Below are 20,606 nucleotides of genomic sequence, written 5' to 3' on the forward strand. Positions count from 1 at the left end.
ACAAGGAGTTGCTATGTACCTGGTCACGGGCGCGACAGGGACGGTCGGCCGCCCACTCGTCCGCGCATTGGCTGCCACTGGAAAGCCCGTCCGAGCGGTATCGCGGCAACCCGCCACTGGTTTGCCCGACAGCGTCGAGGTCGTGCCACCCGAAGCGGTCGAGGTCGCCATGGCGGGAGTGGAAAGCCTGTTCGTCCATCCGCGGGCGACGAAGGATCATGTCCGGGAACTGCTCGAACTCGCGGCTGCTCGCGGCGTCGAACGGGTGGTCGTGATGTCCGCGATCAACGCCGACGACGAACCCGCGCACCAGCCTTCCCGATACAACGGCGACCGCAACACCGAGGTCGAGCGGGCGGCCATCACCAGCGGACTGCCGTGGGTGAGTGTTCGCCCGAGTTCGTTCGCCATGAACACCCTCGCGATGTGGCGCGATCAGCTGACCCGGGGCGACATCGTCTACGGGCCCTACGCGTCCTTCGCCGAAGCGGTGATCCACGAACAGGACGTCGCGGACGTGCTCGCCCGTGCCATGTGGGATGAGACCTTACTCGGCCGACGCATCCCCGTCACCGGCCCGGAGGCGGTGACCCTGCGGCAGATGGTCGCGGCCATCGGCGAGGCGCTCGGCAGACCATTGCGCTACCAGGAGATTCCGGCCGACATCGCCGCTCGGAGGATGATCGAGCACGGCCTCGGCGAAGGGTTCGTGCACGCACTCCTGGATCGCTACGCCCGCGAACTCGAACGGACACCGATGGTCACCGGCGAGGTGGCCGTCGTCCTCGGACGTCCACCGCGTCCCTTCACGACCTGGGTCACCGATCACCGGGCGGCATGGTCATGACCCTGTCCCCCGTTCGGTCCGGCGACAATGCCGACCGGGCGGTATGGCATCTCGGCGCGCTGATCGAATTCGACGCCACCGCGGAACAAACCGGCGGCTGCTTCGCCGTCACCAGGCACACCTGCCGTCACGGGACCGCCGCACCGCTGCACCGTCACGAACGCGAAGACGAGGTGTTCATCGTCTTGGCCGGCGAACTCTCCGTCCATATCGCCGGGCACTGGTTCCGCGTCCCGACCGGCTCCACCTTGTTCGCCCCGTGCGGAGTACCGCACGCCTATCGCGTGGAGTCGCCGGTCTGCCGGTTTCTCGCGGTGATCACCCCGGGCGGATTCGAGCAATGGTTCACCGACACCGGCACACCGGCCGAGACGCTCTCCCTGCCACCGGCGCCGACCGAGCCGCCCGACGTCGCCTTACTCGTCTCCGCCGCCGCTCGGCACAACGTCGAAATCCTCGGCCCTACCCCGGATCCGGCGTCGGCCGACTGACCCGCCCCGGAATCCACTTCCGCTTTCGCTTTCATGGACGTCGCGATCCGGCGCCCATGACACCTCCCGAAGGAATTCTCATGCGTCTCATCGTCTTCGGAGCCAACGGCCCCACCGGTCGCCTGCTCACCTCCCAGGCCCTGGCCGCAGGGCACGACGTGGTCGCCGTCACCCGCAGGCCGTCGGAGTTCCCCCTCGAGCACGAGCGGTTGACCACGCTCGAGGGTGACGTCTTCTCCCTCCCGTCGGTCGAGGCGGCGGTCGCGGGTGGCGACGCGGTGTTGTCCACCTTGGGTGTCCCCTTCAGCAAGCAACCGATAACGACGTACTCGTCCGGCGCGGCCAATATCGTTGCCGCGATGCGCGAACACGGCATTCGCCGTCTCGCGGTCGTCTCGTCGAGTGCCGTGGCCCCACGTCCGTACGCGGACGCGGGCTTCCTGTTCAATCGGGTCCTACAGCCGTACATCACCCGAGTCATGGGCAGAACGTTGTACGACGACATGCGCGCGATGGAGTCCCTGGTCACCGCGACCGAACTCGACTGGACGATCGTGCGCCCCAGCGGCCTCTACACCTCCCCCACTGTCACCGACTACACCATGGTCCGAGGCCACGCCGAAGGCCGGTTCACCTCCCGCGCCGACCTGGCCGCCTGCCTGCTGCGACTCGCCGAAGACGACAGGCACATACGGGAGACCGTCGGTGTGGTCACGACTTCGAACAATCCCGGTCTGCTCCAACTGATCCGTACCGAGGCATTCGGCAAGCACTGAGCACGGCGGCCACCGGGTCGTAGTCGCGTAGTCCCGACGCCGTTCCCAGCCCATCCGCTCGCTGGACAACGAGCGGCCTCATTCGTCCACGAGCGGATGGGCATGGAGGGGTTACTTCGCCGGATAGGGCGCGTTGATCGTGGTGAAGTACTGGATCGCGGCGCCGATCGCCACCGGGGCGGTGACCAGGATCTGGCCCGCCACGGTGCCCAGGGCGCCGACCGCGGCGACGCCGACCAGACAGCCGACGGCCGCGGCGGGGATGAACGGACCGAACAGGCCCGCGATGGTCCCCGCGGCGATGGTCGCGCCCGCGAGGCCGCCGAGCACGCAGCCGACCGCCGCGCCACCGAGGCCGCCGACCAGGGTGCCGATGGTGGCGCCCATGCTGATGGTGCTGGTCATGCGGGACCAAGCGGCTTGTTCACGGTCGTACTCGGTCTTCCACGGCGCCTTGTCCTCGAACGGCAGGGCGACCGGCTTGTAGACCGCGCGGTCCATCGACAGGTCCGGTGTCAGCGTCGCTGTGCGGCCGGAGATCTCGGCAACGATCGGGAACTCGAACTCGTCGACGGTGAACGTCAGCGGCGTCCCGGCGACGGTGACGCCGTCTCGGGACTTGACCTTCAGCGTCCCGTCCTCGACTACCAGCGCACCGGAGTCGATCTCGATGATCGAGGACGTGTCGGTGGCGTGCGCGGTGAACGAGATGGGCTGGTCGTCACCCAGGTCGGCGTAGGCCGTGCCCGCGACGGCGGTCAGGGCGGCCAGCGCCAGCGCAGGCACGGCGAAAATCCTCGTCAGCATGGTGATTCCTCATCGCGATCTCGGCCGCGCCGGGTGCGCGATCGAGATTATCATTGATAATGATTGTCATTATCGACAACTTTTCGATGAAATTCCTTGTGGCACAGCATCACTGTCGAGTCAGGTCGGCGAACCCGTTTGCAGAGAAAACGATAACGATTATCATTATGTGCCGCTCGAAGCTTGGAGGGGTGTACCTGCGCAACCCGCTCAACCGCCTCTGGGTGGCCGAGCACGAAGGCCGCATCGTCGCCACCACGGCGATTCGCGCTCGCGGCCCTCGCCATCCACCGCACCCCGCGTGGCTGGTCGAACGGTTCCCCGACCAGGGCACCGCACAGTTGTTCCGGGTCTACGTCCGTCCCGAACACCACCGGCGCGGGCTTGCCACACGGCTGGTCCGGGCAGCCGTCGACTACGTTTCCGCTACACCGGAATTCGACCGGCTGTACTTGCACACCGACGCGCGGACCCCGGGTGCGCTGGATTTCTGGCTCACCTTCGGCGAGATCGTCCACGACGCGCGCCTACCCGGCCCCGGGTTCCAGACCGTGCACCTGGAAATCCCCTTGACCCGCCCGTAGCTCGCCGATCGCCACATCGACCGAGGCGCAACTGCTCGCGATGCACGGAGTCGGCCCGAAAGCCGTTCGCATCCTGCGCGAAACGCTCGAGGCGAGCGGTCGTTCGCTCGACGCGTGAGCCGCTATGCGCGTACTCCGGCCAGCACTTCCTCGATGCGCGCGCGCAACGATCGACCCGCCGCGTGCAGGGGTTCGGTCGAGCGGAGCGTGCGACTGAGGACGAAAGCGCCCTCGAGCGCGGTGAGCACGGCGAGGATGAACTCGCGGGCCTGCGGTGCGGGCAGGCCACGGCGGACGAAGTAGCCGGTGCCTTCGTCGATCCAGGCGGCCATGACCTCGGCGGCGACTTCGCGCAGCGCGGGTTCGCTGTCGGCGACCTCGCCCGCGACGGTGCCGACCGGGCACATGTTGATCCAGCCGGTCTGCTCGATCTGCTCGGCGGCCGCGGCGAACGCGGCGGGAACCGCTTCGCGCAGATCGTCGTGCGGATCGAGCAGCAAGGGCAGCAACTGGATGTACGCGGCTCCCGATGTGCGCAGCGCCGCGGCGGCGATCTGCGGTTTGCCTTCGGGAAAGTGGTGGTAGAGCGAGCCCATCGGGGCGCGGGCTGCGACGGTGATCTGCTTGACGCTCGTTCCCGCGTAGCCCTGCGTGCGCATCAGCTCGGCCGTCGCGGTGACGAGGCGTTCCCGGGTGCTGGTTGACATTCTCTCGCTCACCATTCCAGACTAGAGCAAACACTCTAGAGCGATCGCTCGGATGGAGGCGGACATGCCTGTTGTCGAACTACCCGCGGGCCGCGTGCACTTTGTCGAACGGGGCGAGGGGCCACCGGTCGTCCTGCTGCACGGCCTGCTGATGAACCACACGCTGTGGGACGAGGTGCTCGACGCGCTTCCCGCTGGCTTCCGGTACGTGCTGCCCGACCTGCCGCTCGGCGCCCATCCCCTGCCGCTGCGTCCCGGCGTCGACCTGAGCCTGCGCGGCCTGAATCAGTTGGTCGCCGATTTCCTCGCCGCGCTGGACCTGCGCGACGTGACGCTCGTGCACAGCGATTGGGGCGGCGCGCTGTTCCTCACCGCCTTCGGGCTCGACCAACGCGTCGGCAGGCTGATCGTGCTGCCGTGCGAGGCATTCGACAACTTCCCGCCCGGCCTGCCGGGCAAGATGGCCACCGTCGCCACCTATCTCCCCGGCGGGATCTCGCTGGCGCTGCGGCAGCTACGCGTTCGGTGGCTGCGCCGCTCGCCGCTGCTGTTCGGCTGGATGGCGCGGCGCCCGCTGTCCGACGCGCTGGTGCACGGCTGGACCGAGCCGGGGCTGCGGGATGCCCGCATCCGGCGGGACCTGCTCGCCTACACCAAATCGGGCTTCCGCAAGCCGGAACTGATCGCGAACACCGAAGCGCTGCGCGACTTCCAGGGTGAGGCGCTGATCCTGTGGTCCTCGGCGGGCAAGGTGATGCCCCGCGAGCACGGGCACAGGCTCGCCGAACTCATCCCGAAGGCGAGACTGGTCGAAATCGACGACGCGTACGTCCTCTCCATGCTCGACCAGCCCGCCGCGATCGCCGAGGCGATGTCGGCGTTCCTCGTCGAGCAGCACGCCGCGCCGGAGCCACCCACCCGCTGATCCCGCGGTGCTCACGCGTCGACGGGCACCAGCGCCGGTGGGGGTATGACGATCTTCGGAGCCTCCGACGGTTCGCCGGTCGTGCGCCGCCGCGTCCGGTGGTACGCCCATTGCAGCAGGCCGAGCCCGATGAGTCCGGCTGCGGTGGTCGCGATCCCGATTCCGCTGCCGGGTGGACGCCAGTCCACCACCAACTCGGCCCCGTCGGTGCCCGCCGGTATGTCCACGGTGAGGAAGACGCCGCCGATCGTGCCCGCCGTCAACTCGCGGCCGTTCAGGGTCACCCGATGCCCCGGCCAGGCGAGCCGGGCGAACACTATGCGCCCGCCGCTCGACGAGCTGACCACGGCCCGGGTCGTGATGTCGTCGAGGGAACTGCTCGACTCGGCGGTCACCCCCGTGGTGTGGGCGATCGCCCCGTCGCGGGCGGACACGAGCCCGTCGGCGCGTTCCAGCACCCAGATGTGACGCTCGTGTCCCGGATAGTCGGCCCACCGCCAGCCCGGGGGCGCGGGACGGTCGCGGGCGTCCGGGTACTGCGTGCGGTGCAGGACCACCCGATCGACCTTCATCAGGTCGACGATCCGCGCTCCGGTGACGGGTTCGGTCGCGAAGGCACGGCGGAACGCGTCGGGGCAGGTGCTGCCGTCCCACGCCATGCACAGCATGCCGGCGAAAGCCGCGTGCCCGATCGGCGTATAGGCGTTGACGTAGTCGAGTCCGAGCGCCTTCGCGTAGTTGCCGATGGCCAGCGAGCCGTACGCGCCTGCGAGGTTCCGGTCCTCGGGGCGCACGGCGGCGCGGTCGGCCAATTGCAGGGTGAGCCCGTCGAAATCAGGGAAGGCCGCGCGCATCGCCGAGCGCCGCTCCGGGAAGTCGTAGGACATCGGCGTCATCGGCGCACCGGCCACCTGCGCATAGGCGATCGGGAACATGGCGAGGACGGCCAGTGCGCACGCGGCGGCGGCGCCACGGTGGCGGGCCAGCCATACGGCGGCTGCGCCGAGCGCGCCCACCGCCAGCGCCCCCGCCACGTGCCGCAACACCAGTTCGGGGGCGGCCGAGACCGACCGCACGAACAACAGTCCGATCAGCACGAGGGCGGCCGTGGCACGGCGGCGCGAGACGGCGAACGTGCCGTAGCGGCTCAGCACGACACAGACCAGCACGAGCAGCACGATGGCGAGCATCGGCAGCACCCGGGCCGGCCAGCGCAGCGGACCGATGGCCCCGGGCCCGGCCGTCCACATCAGCACCGCCACCGCGAAGAAGATCGGGCCGCTGAAATCCCGTGCGGCGGTGCGCGCGGCCCGCCAGTCGACGAACGCGAGCGCCGGGATGAGGAACCAGGCGATGTAGACCATCGGCAACGGCTGGACGTGACCCCACCAGGCGGTGAAGGCGGGGGTCGTGCTCGGCAGGCTCGCGTTCAGCGACTCCGACCACGGCACCGTCAGAAACGGGTCGTTGTGGATCTGCACGCTGCCGCGCCAGGTCACCTGTGAGGACAGGATGCCGGACAGGTTCGCGATCGCCGCGGTGAGCGCCGCGCACCCCGCCGCGAGGCACAACCGCACCGCGGGAGCCCACCGTCGCTGATACACGACCTCGCCTGCCGCGACCGCGACGATGATCAGCGCCGATTCCACCGCGGGGAAGGCGTATTGGACCGTGAGCGTCAGGTAGAGGAAGACGAAGACCGGCAGCGGTCCGCTCCGGCCGCGGGCGTACTGCACCGCCGACGCCCAGGCGTGCACCATCCAGGCGGTCGCCACGTGCGGAGTGAACCAGCTGGCCTGGTCGAAGAACAGGAACCAGCCGCTGAGCGGGAACGCGATACCCGCGACGGCGGCCCACTGTGGTCGGGCGCCGTAGGCGAGGCAGATGCGGAACACACCGAGCGCGGCGATGATCGAGAAGACGAGCTTCACCGCCGTCGCGTAGGCGGCGAGGTCGTCCATCGATGGCGCGAGGAGATAGACGAGCAGCTGCGGCGGATTGAACAGCGCCGCCTCTTCCAGCGTGTAGTTGCCCGCCATCCACTCGTGCGGGACCAGCGCGGGAAAGCGGCGGTCACGCAACAACTCTCCGAGCATCACCCACATCGGGGCGTATTGCGCCTCGGTGTCGTCGGTGTAGTAGTGCCTGGCGTCGGCCAGCAGCACCGACACATATCCGGCGATGACTCCGACGACGGTCGCCGCGCCCCAGACGTAACGCTCTTTTCGTGGTCCGGATACTGCGGCTGTACTCACAAGGCGCGGAGTGTAGTCGCGCCGGGTGAACACGTGACGGCCGGTTCGCACCTTATGCCCGAATAATCGACGTCAGACCCTCGATCGAAGCCCCGCGATTCACGCTTCGCCCGGCACGCCGAGGACTACCCGGCCGATCACACCGGCGATCACCTCCGTCGAATACGCCATGAGCTGACCGGCCTGGGCATCGCGCAGGTGACGTTGGATCGGCGACCGCTTGAGATACCCCGAAGCGCCGCCGATCCGCACGCCCAGCTGCGCCACCTCGACCGCGACCTTGTTCGCGAGATACTTGGCCCGGGAGAGGTTGTCGAAGAACAGCGGAATCCCGTTGTCGGCCTGCCACAGCGCCTGCTCGTAGAGCGTGTGCGCCGCCGCGAGCCGGGTCTGGGCGTCCGCGACCTCGTATTGCACCCACTGCTGGTGCGCCAAGGGCTTGCCCAGGATCTCCCTGGCCCGTGCGTGCTCGACCAGCGCCTCCAGCGCGGCATCGGCGATCCCCAGCGAGATCGCGGGCAGACCGGCCGGGATCACCGCGAAATCTCCCGGGCCCGGCGCGCGACCACGGTACTCGGCACGCAGAACGGTGTCGTCGAACGCCAGCAGCTGACTGCGCGTCGCGCGCAGGCCGAGGGTGTCCCAGATCGGGATGATCGACACCGTGCCGTCGGGGACCACGCCGAAGAACGCGGGCTCCCCGTCCACCAGCGCGTTGACCAGCAAATAGTCGGCGATCTCACTACCGGACACGAACCGCTTGGCCCCGCTGAGGGCCCACCCGCCCTCGATCGGCGCGGCGATCTGCTGCGGCTGGAGAAAGCGGTTTCCGCTGGCCGGTTCGGACAGCGCGTTCGCGAAACGCCTGCCGGCGCGGAACTCCTCGGCGAAGAACGATCCCGATGTCTCGGTGGTCAATTCCGCGAGGGCGACGCCGGCCCCCGCGTGCATCGTCCAGATCGTCGCGGTGGACGGATCGGCTTTCGCGAGGATGCGGACCAGGCGCCCGAGTCCCTGGTAGCTCAGGCCGGTGCCACCGGCCGACTCCGGCAGGACCGCTCGGTTCACCCCCGCGCCGTGCAACGCGTCCAGATGCTCTACGGCGAGTTCGGCGCGCTCGTCGTAGTCGGCCGCCACGGCGGCGAATCCGGCCGCCAGGTCGGCTACCCGGTCGAGCAGTTCCCGCTCGCTGTCGCGGACCGGAAGAAAGAAATGCGCGTTCGTCACGAAATGCTTTCTAGTCGGAGCGAATCGGCGGTGAGACCGCCGCATGGATTCGTTCCGACAGTACGTTCCGAGCGTCCGTTCCGAGAGTATGCAGCGTCCGCCACGGCTTGCCTTGACATCGACGAGAAGGTTTAGCGTTGCGGTGACGAAGACGAAGGAGGACGGATGCGCATCGGCGAACTGGCGCAACGGGCGGGCACCAGCACGCGCGCCCTGCGGTACTACGAAGAGCACGGCCTGGTCCGGCCGCGCCGCGCCGCCAACGGGTACCGCTCCTATGACGACGCGGAAGTGCTGATCGTGGCGAATATCCGCGAACTGCTCGGCGCCGGCTTCGACCTCGACGATATCCGCCCGTTCGTCGCCTGCCTGCGGGCGGGCAACGGCTCCGGCGACGTCTGCCCGGACTCGGTCTCCACGTTGCGGCGCAAGCTGGCCGAGGTCGATTCGTACCTGGAACGACTGGAGCAGGTCCGGGGTCACCTGAACGACCGGCTCGCGGCGGCCTGCGAGTTCGACCGAATCGAACGACAGCGGTGAAATTCGCGGTCAGCTACAGCACCCCGTTCTTCGGCGTCGACCCGGATCGGCTGATCGGCTACGCCCAGCACGCCGAGCGCTGCGGATTCGAGGCGATCTACCTGCCCGAGCACATCGCGCTGTACCCGGGGGCCACGATCGGGCCGATGGAGATCACGCCGTCGGTCCCGTTCGCCGACCCGCTCGACGCGCTGAGCTTCGTGGCCGCCGCGACGGATCGGATCCTGCTCGGCACCGCCGTGCTGCTGCTGCCCTATCACCATCCTGTGGTGCTGGCCAAGCGCCTGGCCACGATCGATGTGCTGTCCAAGGGACGGATGCGCCTGCTCACGGTCGGATTGGGCACCCTGCCCGGTGAGGCGCGAGCCGTCGGCGTCGATTTCACCGGCCGCGGCCGCCGCGCCGACGAGGCCATCGACGTGCTGCGACTGCTGTGGTCCGGCGATGCCGAGAGGGTGAGCTTCGACGGGGAGTTCTTCCGGTTCGAGAACCTGTGCAGTTATCCGAAACCGTTCAGGGGCGAGCCGCTGCCGATCCATGTCGGCGGATCGAGCCGTGCCGCCGCGCGCCGAGCCGGATCCCGCGGCGACGGCTACTTTCCGGGCGGGATGCTCGGACCGGCCGAACGCGCCACCCATCTGGAGATCGCCCGAGCCGCGGCCGGAGCAGCAGGCCGGACCGCCGAGGCGTTCGACTACACGCGCTGGGGCTCGATCGACATGCCGGTCGAGCGGGTCGAGGGACTGGCCGAACAGGGTGTCACGCGTGTCGTGGTGAGCGCGAGCACGGGCGACCCGGAGCGCGCCCGCGACGAGTTGTCCGCCTTCGCCGACCGCTTCGATCTTGCGAACGCACGGAAGTAGCTACCGCGCAGGACTCCGCGCCGCGAACCTCCTCAGACGGCATGGCCCGCAACCAGATCCGCCACCGAGTGATAGTGCAGTGTCTCCGCGGGATGCCGCCGCACGGCGGCATCCTCGGGCTCCAGCAGCAATCCGACGTGATCGCCGAAGTCGTAACGCTCGCGGATGCGGGCGCTGAACCAGCTGGGCACCGTGCTGAGCACCGGGATACCACCGGGGCCGGGGTGCCAGTCGCAGTGCACGAACTTGTCGATGTCGTCGCCGGTCTCGCCACCGAAAAGCCTGGCCAGCGAGAGCTGTTCGCTGCTGAGCACATGCACCGCGAGCCGGTCGGCGCGCTGCGCCACCCGGTAGGTGTGGTTCTTCTTGGACAGGCCGATCAAGAACCGGCGCGGCTCGATGCTGACCTGCGTCGCGAATCCGACCAGACAGCCCGCGCGCCTGCCCTCCGCCTGCACGGTGACCAGCAGCACGGGATAGTCCGCCGCCGCGACCACCGCGTCGAACACTGCGGTCCGGTCTTCGGTAGCCATCGGTCCTCCCAGCGTGATGCGACGTCTTTTCCGGATGCCCGCGCGATCGTCGCGCAAACATGCCGGACGAGCAGCGCTCACCCGGTAACCGCGGCGGCAGGTCGTCTGAGACGCCGACGCCGGCAGGGGTGGGGCGCCCGTGCGACGGCCGTGCAGATCAGCTCATTCCGATCCACATCCCGTGGATGATAGTCCACCACAACGACTTCCGCGCCGACACTGAAAATGCATAGTGGCGGTCGCCACATTGCGAGCGCCCCCGCGCCCCCGGCCGCACCGGGGGCGCGCGTCCGCCGCTAGTCCGCCGGTTCCAGGTACACGGGAAGTCTGGCGTGCCCGTTGGAGATGAAGCTGGACACCGTGCCGAGTTCGGCGGGTCCGGCCGCCAGGCGCATGTTCGGGAAGCGCCGGAAGAGGGCGGGCAGGGCGATTTCGGCTTCCATCCGGGCCAGCGGCGCACCGAGGCAGTGATGCGCCCCGTAGCCGAAGGCCAAGTGCTCCTTGGTCGCTCGCCGCACGTCGAACTCGTCGGCGGTGGCGCCGTGCATGTTCGGGTCCCGGTTCGCCGCGGCGTAGGACGCGAGGATCGGCTCACCCTTGGCGATGCGCAGGCCGTCGATCTCGATGTCGTCGGCGGCGAAGCGCAGCGGCAGGTGCGCCACCGGCGCCTCGTAGCGCAACGCCTCCTCGATCAGATCGGTCCAGGTCGCGCGTCCCTCGGTCACCTCGGCGCGCTGCTGCTGGTGGGTCAGCAGCGCGAACACGGCTTGGTCCAACAGATTCACCGTGGTCTCGTGCCCGGCGCTGATAACCAGCAGCAGCGTATCGATCAGCTCCTGCTCGGTCAGCTGCGAGCCGTCCTCCTCATCGCGGTGCGAGACGAGCAGGCTGGTCATGTCGTCGGCGGGATTCTCGCGCCGATGGGCGACCAACTCACCGAGGATCCGGTACATCTCCATATAATTCGCCTGCGACTCCTCCGGTCCGAGCGAAGTATCGAAGATGCCGTCGACGCACTTGCGCAGACCGGCGTTCAGGGATTCCGGAACGCCCATCAGCGCACTGATGACCTGGATCGGCAGCGGATAGGCGAACCCTTCCCTGAGGTCGACCGCTTCGCCCCGCGGTGTCGCCGCGAGCTCGGTGAGCAGATTCGCGGTGATCTGCTCGATCATCGGCCGCATCGCCTGGGTGCGGCGGTGGGTGAACGCGGGCGCGACCAGTTTGCGCAACCTGCGATGGTCCGCGCCGTACGCGGTGAACATGTTGTTCACCGCGACCCACAGGAACAACGGCCAGTCCTGGGGTATTTCGCCGTTGATGAACGCGGGCCAGTGCTGCTTGGCGTCTTTCGACACCCGGGGATCCGCCAGCAACCGCTTGAGCACGCCGGCGTCGGTGACCGACCACGCCTGCACGCCGCCGGGCAGTTCGACTCGGGCCACCGGCCCGCGCGCACGGATTCGAGCGGACTCACCGTGGATGTCGGCGCCCGTCGGGTCGAGAACTAGGGGCTGTGTGTCCATCGGGGACTCCTTAGAAGACGGTCAGCGGAGGGGATTTCGGAAAGACGACAGGTAGCGACACCAGAGCGCGGTGGAACGGGCCGGGCCGCCAGTTCAATTGGCCGGGCTCCACGGCCAGGCGCAGCTCCGGCAACGCGTCGAGGATCTGATCGATGGCGTCCTGGACCACCAGGTACGCGGCCGATCGGGCGGGACAGGCGTGCGGGCCCACGCTCCAGGCCAGATGGGCGCGGCTGTCGGTGCGTTGGCCGACCCCGATCGCGGGATCGTTGTTGCACCCGGCCATGCTGATCACGACCGGCTGATGCGCGGGCAGCCAGACGTCATCGATGAGGATCGGCTGCCTCGGATAGCTCACGCAGTAGTTCGCCATCGGCGGGTCGTTGAACAACACCTCGTCGAGGGCGTCGCGGGTCGAAAGGCTCCCACCGAGGAAGTCTCCCGCGAAGCGTTCGTCGGTGAGCATCAGCAGCAGCGTGTTGACGATCAGGTTCTGCATCGGTTCGATCCCCGCGCCGTAGAGCGTCACCAGCTGGTGGATCATCTCGACGTCGTCCAGGCCGGCGGTGTGCTGTAGCAGCCTCGAGGTGATGTCGTCGCCGGGCTCTTTGCGCTTCATCTGCACCAGTTCGAACAGTGCGTCGGTGAGCATCGCGTTGCCCTTGTCCGCGTTGACGCCCTCGAAGATGGCGGCCATGCCGGTCGCGACCTGCTGCCCGATGTCCGGCGGGCAGCCGATCATGGCGTTGAGCACCGCGAAGCTGACCGGGAACGCGTACTGGCTGATCAGATCCGCCGCTCCGTCCTGGCAGAAGGCGTTGATCAGCGGAATCGCGATCTGCTCGATGGTTCCGTGCAGCGTGTGCAGATCGACCCCGGCGATGCTGGCGACGTTCGCCTGCCGGTAGCGCAGATGCTCCAGGCCCGAGCTGCGCAGCGCGTTCGGACGCCACTCCAGCATCGGCAGCACCGGACACTCGCCGGGAATGTCCTTCTGCCAGGTACGCGGATCGGCCGGGAAGTGATCCGGATCGTTCAGGATGCGCAACGCGGTGTGGTAGCCGATCACCAAGGTGGCGGGCACGTTCGGCGACAGCTCGACCGGAACGAGCGGACCCCACTTGCGGCGCATTTCACGGTAGGCCTGGTGCGGATCCTCCGCGTATTCCTGCGAGTACAACGGGTAGCGCGGGCCGCCGGTGTCGATCGGCGACCCGTGCGGCACGGGGCACCCGCTCACGGAGGCGGACGATGGGAAGTGTGGCGTGGTCAAAGACGAACTCCAGAAGAACGAACATTCGACGAACGCGCAGGCGCAGGCGCGGGCGCGCCGCGACGGCGTAGGTCGACGTGATGCGTGGGGATCGGTGACAGGCCGGCGCACACCCTCATCAGCTGTGTGCACGACGACCTCTGAGCGGCAACCTCCTTCTGGATCGGTATGCGGCGATGTCGGCTCGCCGGACGGAGTCGGCTACGACGCCGGACTCGCCTCCGGCTGGTCCGAGAGGACGGGCAGGGGCGGGGATTCCGGGAAGAGGACCGGCAGGGCGGCCAGTGAGCGATGGAACGGACCCGGCCGCCAGGTCAGTTGCTCGGCGGGCACCGCCAGCCGCATCTCGGGCAACGCGTCGAGCAGCTGATCAATGGCGTCCTGGGCGATCAGATAGGCCACCGACCGGGCCGGACAGGTGTGCGGCCCGACACTCCACGCGAGATGAGCCCGGTTGTCGGTGTACTGCCCCGTGTTGATCGCCGGATCGTTGTTGCATCCGGCCATGCTGATGACCACCGGCTGGTGCGCGGGGAGCCAGACGCCGTCGATCAGGATCGGCTGACGTGGGAAAGTGACGCAGTAGTTCGACAGCGGCGGATCGGTGAACAACACCTCGTCCAGCGCGTCCCGTGTCGAGAGGCTGCCGCCGAGGATGCCGCCCGCGAACCGCTGGTCGGTGAGCATCAGCCGCAGAGTGTTGATGATCAGGTTCTGCTGCGGTTCGATGCCGGCGCCGTACAGCATAAGCACCTGCTGCACCATCTCCGTGTCGTCGAAATCGACAGGATGCCGCAGGATGCGTGAGACGATGTCGTCGCCGGGCTGAGACCGCTTGAGCGCTACCAGGTCCGCCATCGCGTCGTTGAACATCGCGTTGCCCTGCTCGGCATCCACGCCTTCGAACATCGCCGCGAGCCCCATCGCCGCCCGTTGCCCGATGTCCGGCGGGCACCCGAGCATGGCATTGATCACCGCGAACGACAGCGGGAACGCGTATTGCGCGATCAGGTCGGCCGAGCCGTCGCCGCAGAAGCTGTTGATCAGCGGAACGGCGATCCGCTCCACCGTAGTGCGCAGTGCGAACTGGTCGATCTCCTCGATGCCCGCGACCGTGGCCTGCCGGTACCTGGCATGCTCCGGGCCGGAATTGCGGATCGCGGCCGGACGCCACTCGAGCAGGGGCAGCACCGGGCAGTCACTGGGCACGGTCTGCTGCCATGTCCGGGAATCGGCCGGGAAGTGGTCGGGATCGTTCAGGATGCGCAGCGCGGTGTGATATCCGATCACGAGCGTCGCGGGCACACCGGGGGACAGTTCCACGGGAACGAGCGAACCGTACCGTCTGCGCATTTCCCGATAGGCGCGATGCGGGTCCGCCGCGAAATCCTCCGAATACAGCGCGACCCGTGGGCCGTCCGCGCCGACCGGTGAACCGTGCCGAACCGGGCAGCCGCTGGAGGTGGACGCGGACGAGGACTGTGGGTGGGTCAAAACGTGACTCCAAAGTCGGAACGTTCGACGAGCAGGGTGGGCTCACACGACGCATTCCGCCGATCTCGGTAGCCGAATTACCGTGCGAGCGTGGCGATTTCGACTTTACGCCGAATTCCGCCGTGGCAGAGCATATCTCGTGCGTCAGGTCGACGCGATCGTGGCGGGTCCGGGCACACCCCTTGCGAAACACCGCTGCCCGCGTATCACCAACGGATACGCGGGCCGCCGAGTCCGGATTCGGGACGGCCGAGCCCCGATGCCGGGCAGGTGTGATCGAGATGTTCGTGCGGACCGGACTACTCCGCCGCCTCCAGTAGGACCGGCAGCTCGGAGTGACCGTTGGAGATGAAGCTGAGCACGGGGCCCAGCTCGGACGGGTCGACCGCGAGGCGCATGTCGGGGAAGCGACGGAAGATGGCCGGAAGGGCGATCTCGGCTTCCATCCGGGCCAGCGGCGCGCCCAGGCAGTGATGCGCCCCGTACCCGAAGGCCAGGTGATCCTTGACCGACCGGCGCACGTCGAACTCGTCCGCGGTCGCACCGTGCACCTTCGGATCGCGGTTGGCCGCCACGTAGGACGCCAGGATCGCCTCACCCTTGGGGATGCGGGCGCCTGCGATGTCGATGTCCTCGACCGCGTAGCGCAGCGGCAGGTGCGCGACCGGCGCCTCGAAGCGCAGCGACTCCTCCACCACGTCCGACCAGGCGAGCCTGCCCTCCACCACGTCGGCACGCTGGTCCGCGCGGGTGAGCAACGCGAAGATGGCCTGATCGAGCAGGTTCACCGTCGTCTCGTGCCCGGCGTTGATCACCAACATCAGGGTGTCGACGAGTTCCTTCTCGGTCAGCTGCGAGCCGTCCTCCTCGTCCCGGCTGGCGATCAGCACGCTCGTGATGTCGTCGCCGGGCGTCTCCCGCCGGAAGGCCACGAGTTCGCTGATGAGCCGGTACATCTCGAGATAGTTGGCCTGCGCCTCCTCCGGCCCGAACGAGGTGTCGAAGAATCCGTCGACACATTTCCGCACGCCGGGGCCCAAGTGCTCGGGCACACCCATCAGCTCGGTGATGACCTGGATCGGCACCGGATAGGCGTAACCCTCACGCAGATCGACGGCCGTACCGCGCGGGGTCGCCGCGAGCCGGTCGAGCAGGTCGGCGGTGATCGCTTCGATGCGCGGTCGAAGCGCCACGGTGCGGCGATGCGTGAACGCAGGCGCGACCAGCTTCCGCAGCCGCCGATGTTCGGAACCGTAAGCGGTGAACATATTGTCGACCGCCACCCAGGGATGCAGCGGCCAGTCCTGGGTGATCTCGCCGTTCATGAACGCCGCCCAGTGCTGCCGGGGGTCTTTCGACACGCGCGGATCGGCCAGCAGGCTCTTGAGCACGACGGCATCGGTGATCGACCACGCGGGCACCCCGCCGGGCAGCTCCACCAGGGCCACCGGCCCACGCTCGCGCAGCCGCGCGGCCTCGCCTTGGATATCGGAACCGGTCAGATCCAAGACTATCGGCTCTTGCGACATGGGACGCTTCTCCTTACACCATGTTCAACGGAGGGGACTTGGGGAAGACGACCGGCAAGGCCGCCAACGCCCGGTGGAATGGGCCGGGCCGCCAGACCACTTCGTCCACCGGCACGGCCAATTGCATCTCGGGGAGAGCGTCGAGCAGCTGATCGATGGCTTCTTGAACGACAACGGACGCCACGGACTTCGCGGGGCAGGCGTGCGGTCCGACGGCCCACGCCAGATGCGAGCGGTTGCCGGTGCGGTCACCGCCGCGGATCGCCGGGTCGTTGTTACAGGCGGCGAGACTGACCAGCACCGGCTGGTGCGCGGGCAACCAGGTGTTGTCGATCAGGATGGGCTGGCGCGGGTACGTGATGCAGAAGTTCGCCATCGGCGGGTCGTTGAACAACACCTCGTCCAGCGCGTCGCGCGTCGACAGGCTGCCGCCGAGAACCTCACCGCCGAAACGGTCGTCGGTGAGCATCAGCAGCAGCGTGTTGGTGATCAGGTTCTGCTGCGGCTCGATTCCCGCGCCGTAGAGGCTGATCAGGTTCGAGAGCATCTCCTCGTCGTTGAGATTGGACGAGTGATGAGCCAACCGGGACGTGACGTCCTCGCCCGGCTCCGCGCGACGCTGCTGGATCAGCTCCATCAGGGCCGCGGAGAGCATCTCCATGCCCCTGGCCGCCTCGACGGTGTCGAAGAGCATGGCCATGCCGGTCGCGACCCGCTGCCCCAGTTCGGTGGAACAGCCGACGATCCGGTTGAGCACCTCGAAGACGAGCGGGAAGGCGTACTGCGTCACCAGATCGGCGGAGCCTTCCGCGCAGAAGGTGTTGATCAGCGGAATGGCGATGCGCTCGACCATCGAGTGGACCTCGTGCAGGTCGATGGCGTCGATGCTGGCGGTATAGGCGCCCCGGTAGCGGGCATGCGCGGCGCCGCTGTTGCGCAGGGCGTTCGGGTACCACTCCATCATCGGGCGGATGGGCGAGTCCTCGGGAATGTTCTTCTGCCAGATGCGGGGATCGGCCGGGAAGTGCTCCGGATCGTTGAGGATCCGCACAGCCTCCTGGTAGCCGATCACCAGCGTGGCGGGAACTCCGGGCGACAATTCGATCGGGACCAGTGAACCGTGGCGCCTGCGCATATTTCGGTAGGTCCCGTGCGGGTCGGCCGCGAATTCCTCCGCGTACAGCGGAATCCTGGGACCGTCGGTGTCGATCGGCGATCCGTGTGCGACCGGGCAGGCGCCGCCGGATAGGTTCCCGGGGTAGATCGAGGACTGTGGTGTGGTCAAATGCGAGACTCCAAACGGTGGAACAAGAATTCGACTAGCGTGATCAGCGAACGCAGGCACGTGCCCCGGTCGCGCGCGTCCAGTGACGTCAACGGTGTGCCGGGCTCCAGATCGAGGGCATCGCGCACCTCTTCGAGCGGGTAGGGCCGCGCGCCTTCGAACTGGTTGACCGCGACCGAATACGGGACGCCGCGTTCCTCGAGCACCGACAGCACCTCGTCGGACTTCTCGATGCGGCGGGTGTCGACCAGCACGAGCGCGCCGAGCGCACCCCGGGCCAACTCCTCCCACAAGGGGACGAAACGCTGCTGGCCCGGCGTGCCGAACAGGTAGAGCGCCAGTTTCGGACTGAGTGTGATGCGGCCGAAGTCCATCGCGACCGTGGTCTGCGACTTGCCCGGCAGCCCGGCCATGTCGTCGACGCCGACGCTGGCTTCGGTGATGGTCTCCTCGGTGCGCAGCGGCTTGATCTCCGAGACGCTGCTCACGAAAGTGGTCTTGCCGACACCGAAGTTGCCGGCCACCAGCAGTTTCACCGAGCGGGTCACGGTCTCCGGCACGTAGTCGACAGCGCGATCAGACGGCGAGAGCACGGAGCCCATTGAGTACCTCCTCCAGCAGAGCGATCTCCGGCAGGGACTCGGCCGGGGTGGGGGTGACCAGGTGCCCGCCGTCCATGAGATCGGACGCGACGATCTTCACGACGGACGGCGGCAGATCGAGGTACGCCGCGATCTCCGCGATCGACAGCGCACCTCGGCGGCTGCACAGGGCCATGACCCGGCGCGCATCGGGCGACGCGCCGGGAAGTGGATCTTTGGCGGTCAGGACCAAAGTAACCAGGTCCAGCTCGCGAGTGGGACGCGTACGCCCTCCGGTGCGCACATATGCCCGGACCAGGTCCGGGTCGCGCCGCGGTTTGCTCATGACGGGACCTCGCGCCAGCTCGGCCCCGTAATGCCCAGCGGCGCAGTACCTTTGACTCGCTCGCCGCGCTCGATCATGGCATTTCGCTGCCGTCTACGCGCCTGCGCGGCTGGCTGCCCAGCTCGCGTCCGACCCGGCCGGCCAGCTCGTTCATCCGGTGCGCGACCAAGCCCACATCGATGTCGTTGGTGGTCGCGACACCGAGTAACGCGCCCTCCCCCGCCGCGGTGATGAGGATCATTCCCTGGTCGTACTCGGTCATGTTCTGCCGCACTCCATTGGCGGAGTCGCCACAGAATTCGCCGAGCGCCTTGCCGAGCGAGCGCAGGCCGGAGGCCGCGGCGGCGAAGCGTTCCGCTTCGTCGCGCGCGATCCCCGTGGAGTGCGCGATCCGCAGGCCGTCGTCGGACAGCAACACCGCGAACCGCACACCCGTGATGCTGAGATCTTCGAGTAGCCAGCCCAGTTTGTTGCTGCTGTCGGTCACGGGTGTGGCCATCAGGATGTCATCCCTTCCGTGTCATCAGATGCGGCGGCGCGGCCGCTCTTGGAGCCGGTATGCCAAGCTGCGGCGACCTCGGGGCGAGCGAGGCCCGGTTCGGTGCGCGGCCCGACCGGCGCGAGCGCGACCGTTCGGCGTCGCCGCTTGGGTAACCCGCCGCTGGTGATCTCGCTCAGCGTCAGCGGCTGCTCGTCCTCGCCGGGCTGCTCGCTCGGCGCGTCCTGCGCGGGAACCGTGACCGGCTCCGGTTTTGCCTCGGTCACGGGCGCGACCTCCTGGACGTTCTGCGGGGTGACCAGCAGCGACTCCGGGATGTAGACCATCGCGCGCATGCCGCCGTAGACGTTCGGGCCGTCGATGTAGACGGTGAAGCCGTAGCGTCGGGCCAGCGCGGCGATACCCGGGAAGCCGACCTTGGGCGACGGGCCGAGCTGATGGATGTCGACGGGCCGCTCGTGCGCGAGCACCTGGCGGGCCTCCTCCATCTGCTCGGCGTTCATCCGCACGCCCGCGTCATCGATGATGACGGTGACGCCGTGATGGCCCTCCTGGAAGTTGACGTCCACGTAGGAAGTCGGCGGGGAGTACCGCAACGCGTTGTCCAGCAGGGTCGCCAGCGTGTGCACGAGCGGTTCCACCGCGCGGCTGATCACGACGCGGTCGAGCTGGTTGGGCCGCACCCGCAGGTATTCGCGGACCCGGCCGATGGCGCCGCCGACCACGTCGGTCAGCGTCTGCGCGGGCCAGCGGCGGCCGGGCAGGCCACCACAGACGATCACGTAGGACTGCGCCTGACGGATCATCTGCTGCACGGTGTGGTCGATGCGGGTGAGGGTTTCGTACACCTGGTCGTCGCGGTGCTCGCGCAGCGCGGCGCTCACCACCTGGCTGACGTCCGCGCCGAGACTGACCACGGAGGTGCCGAACGAGCGGACCGCGGCGCTGGTCGCCTGGCGCGAGGCGGAGGACACCTCGTTGCGCGCGGCCTCCTCGGCGGCCTTGATCGCCTGCTGCGCTTCGTTGTTGGTCAGGTCCCTGGTCTCCGAGCGCATCAGGCTCAGATCGTCGGCGTACCGCTCGGAGATCCACCGCAGGATCTGCGCGAGCCGTGAATTCTCCATACCCGCCTGGACTTCGACCGGGGGCACCTGCGACTCGAACCGGCGGATCGACTCGGCCACCGCGGGTAACGTGGTGGCGGCGAACCGCTCGAGCGTGTCCTCTGTCGCGCGCTGTTCCCTGGTCAGAGCCTCGAGCTTGGCCCGCTGAGCCCTGGCATACTGCACTGCGTACAACGCCCCCGCTACGGCGATCACCAAAGCGGCGGCGAGGATCCATGAAAGCACCACGGCGATATCTTGATTCATCAGTTCTTTCGTCGTTGACTGGTCTCGAGGAGTCGGCCCACTGCCATCCTGCTTCGCTCGCCTTCCCTCGCCTGCCGACCATGAACGGACCGGTCGGTGGGGTCCGCGTCGGAGTACCGGAACCCGCGTCGACGCCGGCACTCACCGA

General features: G+C 68.1%; 21 protein-coding genes. 7 read left to right on the top strand and 14 right to left on the bottom strand.

Annotation, left to right across the window (positions count from 1 at the left end; all coding sequences use genetic code 11):
* Positions 1 to 13: 13 nt before the first annotated feature.
* The 3 genes from IU450_RS20280 to IU450_RS20290 all read left to right on the top strand — a co-directional run bounded on the left by IU450_RS20280 (position 14) and on the right by IU450_RS20290 (position 2,114).
* On the top strand, positions 14 to 847 hold the full coding sequence (locus IU450_RS20280; RefSeq protein WP_195151311.1) for an NAD(P)H-binding protein: 834 nt from the start codon (positions 14 to 16) through the stop codon (positions 845 to 847).
* Positions 844 to 1,338: a cupin domain-containing protein gene (locus IU450_RS20285; RefSeq protein ID WP_195151312.1), complete on the top strand. Its 495-nt coding sequence runs from the start codon at positions 844 to 846 to the stop codon at positions 1,336 to 1,338. Before IU450_RS20280 ends, IU450_RS20285 begins: the two co-directional genes overlap by 4 nt.
* 80 nt (positions 1,339 to 1,418) lie before the next feature.
* Positions 1,419 to 2,114 carry an NAD(P)-dependent oxidoreductase gene (locus IU450_RS20290; RefSeq protein WP_195151313.1) on the top strand — a complete coding sequence of 232 codons (696 nt, stop codon included), beginning with the start codon at positions 1,419 to 1,421 and terminating at the stop codon, positions 2,112 to 2,114.
* A 111-nt stretch (positions 2,115 to 2,225) separates the two neighbouring features.
* On the opposite strand, the gene IU450_RS20295 is transcribed toward IU450_RS20290, so the two are convergent.
* The gene (locus IU450_RS20295) at positions 2,226 to 2,921 is read right to left on the bottom strand and encodes a hypothetical protein (RefSeq protein ID WP_195151314.1); all 696 of its coding nucleotides are present in this window, start codon (positions 2,919 to 2,921) and stop codon (positions 2,226 to 2,228) included.
* A gap of 167 nt (positions 2,922 to 3,088) precedes the next feature.
* Between IU450_RS20295 and IU450_RS20300 the strand changes: the two genes are divergently transcribed.
* Positions 3,089 to 3,505, top strand: a complete 417-nt coding sequence (locus IU450_RS20300) for a GNAT family N-acetyltransferase (RefSeq protein ID WP_228834828.1) — start codon at positions 3,089 to 3,091, stop codon at positions 3,503 to 3,505.
* A 122-nt stretch (positions 3,506 to 3,627) separates the two neighbouring features.
* Here the strand turns inward: IU450_RS20300 and IU450_RS20305 are convergent, their stop codons facing one another.
* Positions 3,628 to 4,212 (bottom strand): TetR/AcrR family transcriptional regulator, encoded by a 585-nt coding sequence (locus IU450_RS20305; protein ID WP_228834829.1) that lies wholly within the window; start codon positions 4,210 to 4,212, stop codon positions 3,628 to 3,630.
* A gap of 64 nt (positions 4,213 to 4,276) precedes the next feature.
* On the opposite strand from IU450_RS20305, the gene IU450_RS20310 reads away from it, so the two are divergent.
* Positions 4,277 to 5,137, top strand: coding sequence for an alpha/beta fold hydrolase (locus IU450_RS20310; protein WP_195151317.1), 861 nt, complete (start codon positions 4,277 to 4,279; stop codon positions 5,135 to 5,137).
* Between the two features lie 11 nt (positions 5,138 to 5,148).
* On the opposite strand, the gene IU450_RS20315 is transcribed toward IU450_RS20310, so the two are convergent.
* Both IU450_RS20315 and IU450_RS20320 read right to left on the bottom strand, forming a co-directional pair.
* Positions 5,149 to 7,392 (bottom strand): hypothetical protein, encoded by a 2,244-nt coding sequence (locus tag IU450_RS20315; protein ID WP_195151318.1) that lies wholly within the window; start codon positions 7,390 to 7,392, stop codon positions 5,149 to 5,151.
* Positions 7,393 to 7,491: 99 nt separating this feature from the next.
* Positions 7,492 to 8,619, bottom strand: coding sequence for an acyl-CoA dehydrogenase family protein (locus tag IU450_RS20320; protein WP_324197744.1), 1,128 nt, complete (start codon positions 8,617 to 8,619; stop codon positions 7,492 to 7,494).
* Between the two features lie 165 nt (positions 8,620 to 8,784).
* Between IU450_RS20320 and IU450_RS20325 the strand changes: the two genes are divergently transcribed.
* Complete coding sequence (locus tag IU450_RS20325) at positions 8,785 to 9,159, top strand: MerR family transcriptional regulator (protein WP_195151320.1); 375 nt, start codon at positions 8,785 to 8,787, stop codon at positions 9,157 to 9,159.
* Positions 9,156 to 10,022: a TIGR03619 family F420-dependent LLM class oxidoreductase gene (locus IU450_RS20330; protein ID WP_195151321.1), complete on the top strand. Its 867-nt coding sequence runs from the start codon at positions 9,156 to 9,158 to the stop codon at positions 10,020 to 10,022. The genes IU450_RS20325 and IU450_RS20330 overlap by 4 nt, the downstream gene beginning before the upstream one ends.
* 32 nt (positions 10,023 to 10,054) lie before the next feature.
* Here the strand turns inward: IU450_RS20330 and IU450_RS20335 are convergent, their stop codons facing one another.
* From IU450_RS20335 to IU450_RS20380, 10 genes are all read right to left on the bottom strand, one after another.
* Positions 10,055 to 10,555, bottom strand: coding sequence for a flavin reductase family protein (locus IU450_RS20335; protein ID WP_195151322.1), 501 nt, complete (start codon positions 10,553 to 10,555; stop codon positions 10,055 to 10,057).
* A gap of 296 nt (positions 10,556 to 10,851) precedes the next feature.
* The gene (locus IU450_RS20340) at positions 10,852 to 12,081 is read right to left on the bottom strand and encodes a cytochrome P450 family protein (protein ID WP_195151323.1); all 1,230 of its coding nucleotides are present in this window, start codon (positions 12,079 to 12,081) and stop codon (positions 10,852 to 10,854) included.
* 10 nt (positions 12,082 to 12,091) lie between these two features.
* The gene (locus tag IU450_RS20345; protein ID WP_195151324.1) at positions 12,092 to 13,321 is read right to left on the bottom strand and encodes a cytochrome P450; all 1,230 of its coding nucleotides are present in this window, start codon (positions 13,319 to 13,321) and stop codon (positions 12,092 to 12,094) included.
* Positions 13,322 to 13,555: 234 nt separating this feature from the next.
* Positions 13,556 to 14,848 (bottom strand): cytochrome P450, encoded by a 1,293-nt coding sequence (locus IU450_RS20350; RefSeq protein WP_195151325.1) that lies wholly within the window; start codon positions 14,846 to 14,848, stop codon positions 13,556 to 13,558.
* Between the two features lie 299 nt (positions 14,849 to 15,147).
* The gene (locus IU450_RS20355; RefSeq protein WP_195151326.1) at positions 15,148 to 16,377 is read right to left on the bottom strand and encodes a cytochrome P450 family protein; all 1,230 of its coding nucleotides are present in this window, start codon (positions 16,375 to 16,377) and stop codon (positions 15,148 to 15,150) included.
* Between the two features lie 13 nt (positions 16,378 to 16,390).
* On the bottom strand, positions 16,391 to 17,662 hold the full coding sequence (locus tag IU450_RS20360) for a cytochrome P450 (RefSeq protein WP_228834831.1): 1,272 nt from the start codon (positions 17,660 to 17,662) through the stop codon (positions 16,391 to 16,393).
* On the bottom strand, positions 17,659 to 18,264 hold the full coding sequence (locus tag IU450_RS20365) for a GTP-binding protein (RefSeq protein WP_174184304.1): 606 nt from the start codon (positions 18,262 to 18,264) through the stop codon (positions 17,659 to 17,661). Before IU450_RS20365 ends, IU450_RS20360 begins: the two co-directional genes overlap by 4 nt.
* Entirely contained in the window at positions 18,239 to 18,589 is a 351-nt protein-coding gene (locus IU450_RS20370; protein ID WP_039805398.1) for a DUF742 domain-containing protein, read from the bottom strand. Before IU450_RS20370 ends, IU450_RS20365 begins: the two co-directional genes overlap by 26 nt.
* Before the next feature lie 73 nt (positions 18,590 to 18,662).
* Complete coding sequence (locus IU450_RS20375) at positions 18,663 to 19,088, bottom strand: roadblock/LC7 domain-containing protein (RefSeq protein ID WP_043739327.1); 426 nt, start codon at positions 19,086 to 19,088, stop codon at positions 18,663 to 18,665.
* A complete protein-coding gene (locus IU450_RS20380) occupies positions 19,088 to 20,458 on the bottom strand; it encodes a sensor histidine kinase (RefSeq protein ID WP_195151327.1) in 1,371 nt (456 codons plus the stop codon). The genes IU450_RS20375 and IU450_RS20380 overlap by 1 nt, the downstream gene beginning before the upstream one ends.
* Between the last annotated feature and the right edge of the window lie 148 nt (positions 20,459 to 20,606).

Origin of the sequence: Nocardia abscessus, assembly GCF_015477775.1 — a bacterium.
GTDB lineage: Bacteria > Actinomycetota > Actinomycetes > Mycobacteriales > Mycobacteriaceae > Nocardia > Nocardia abscessus_A.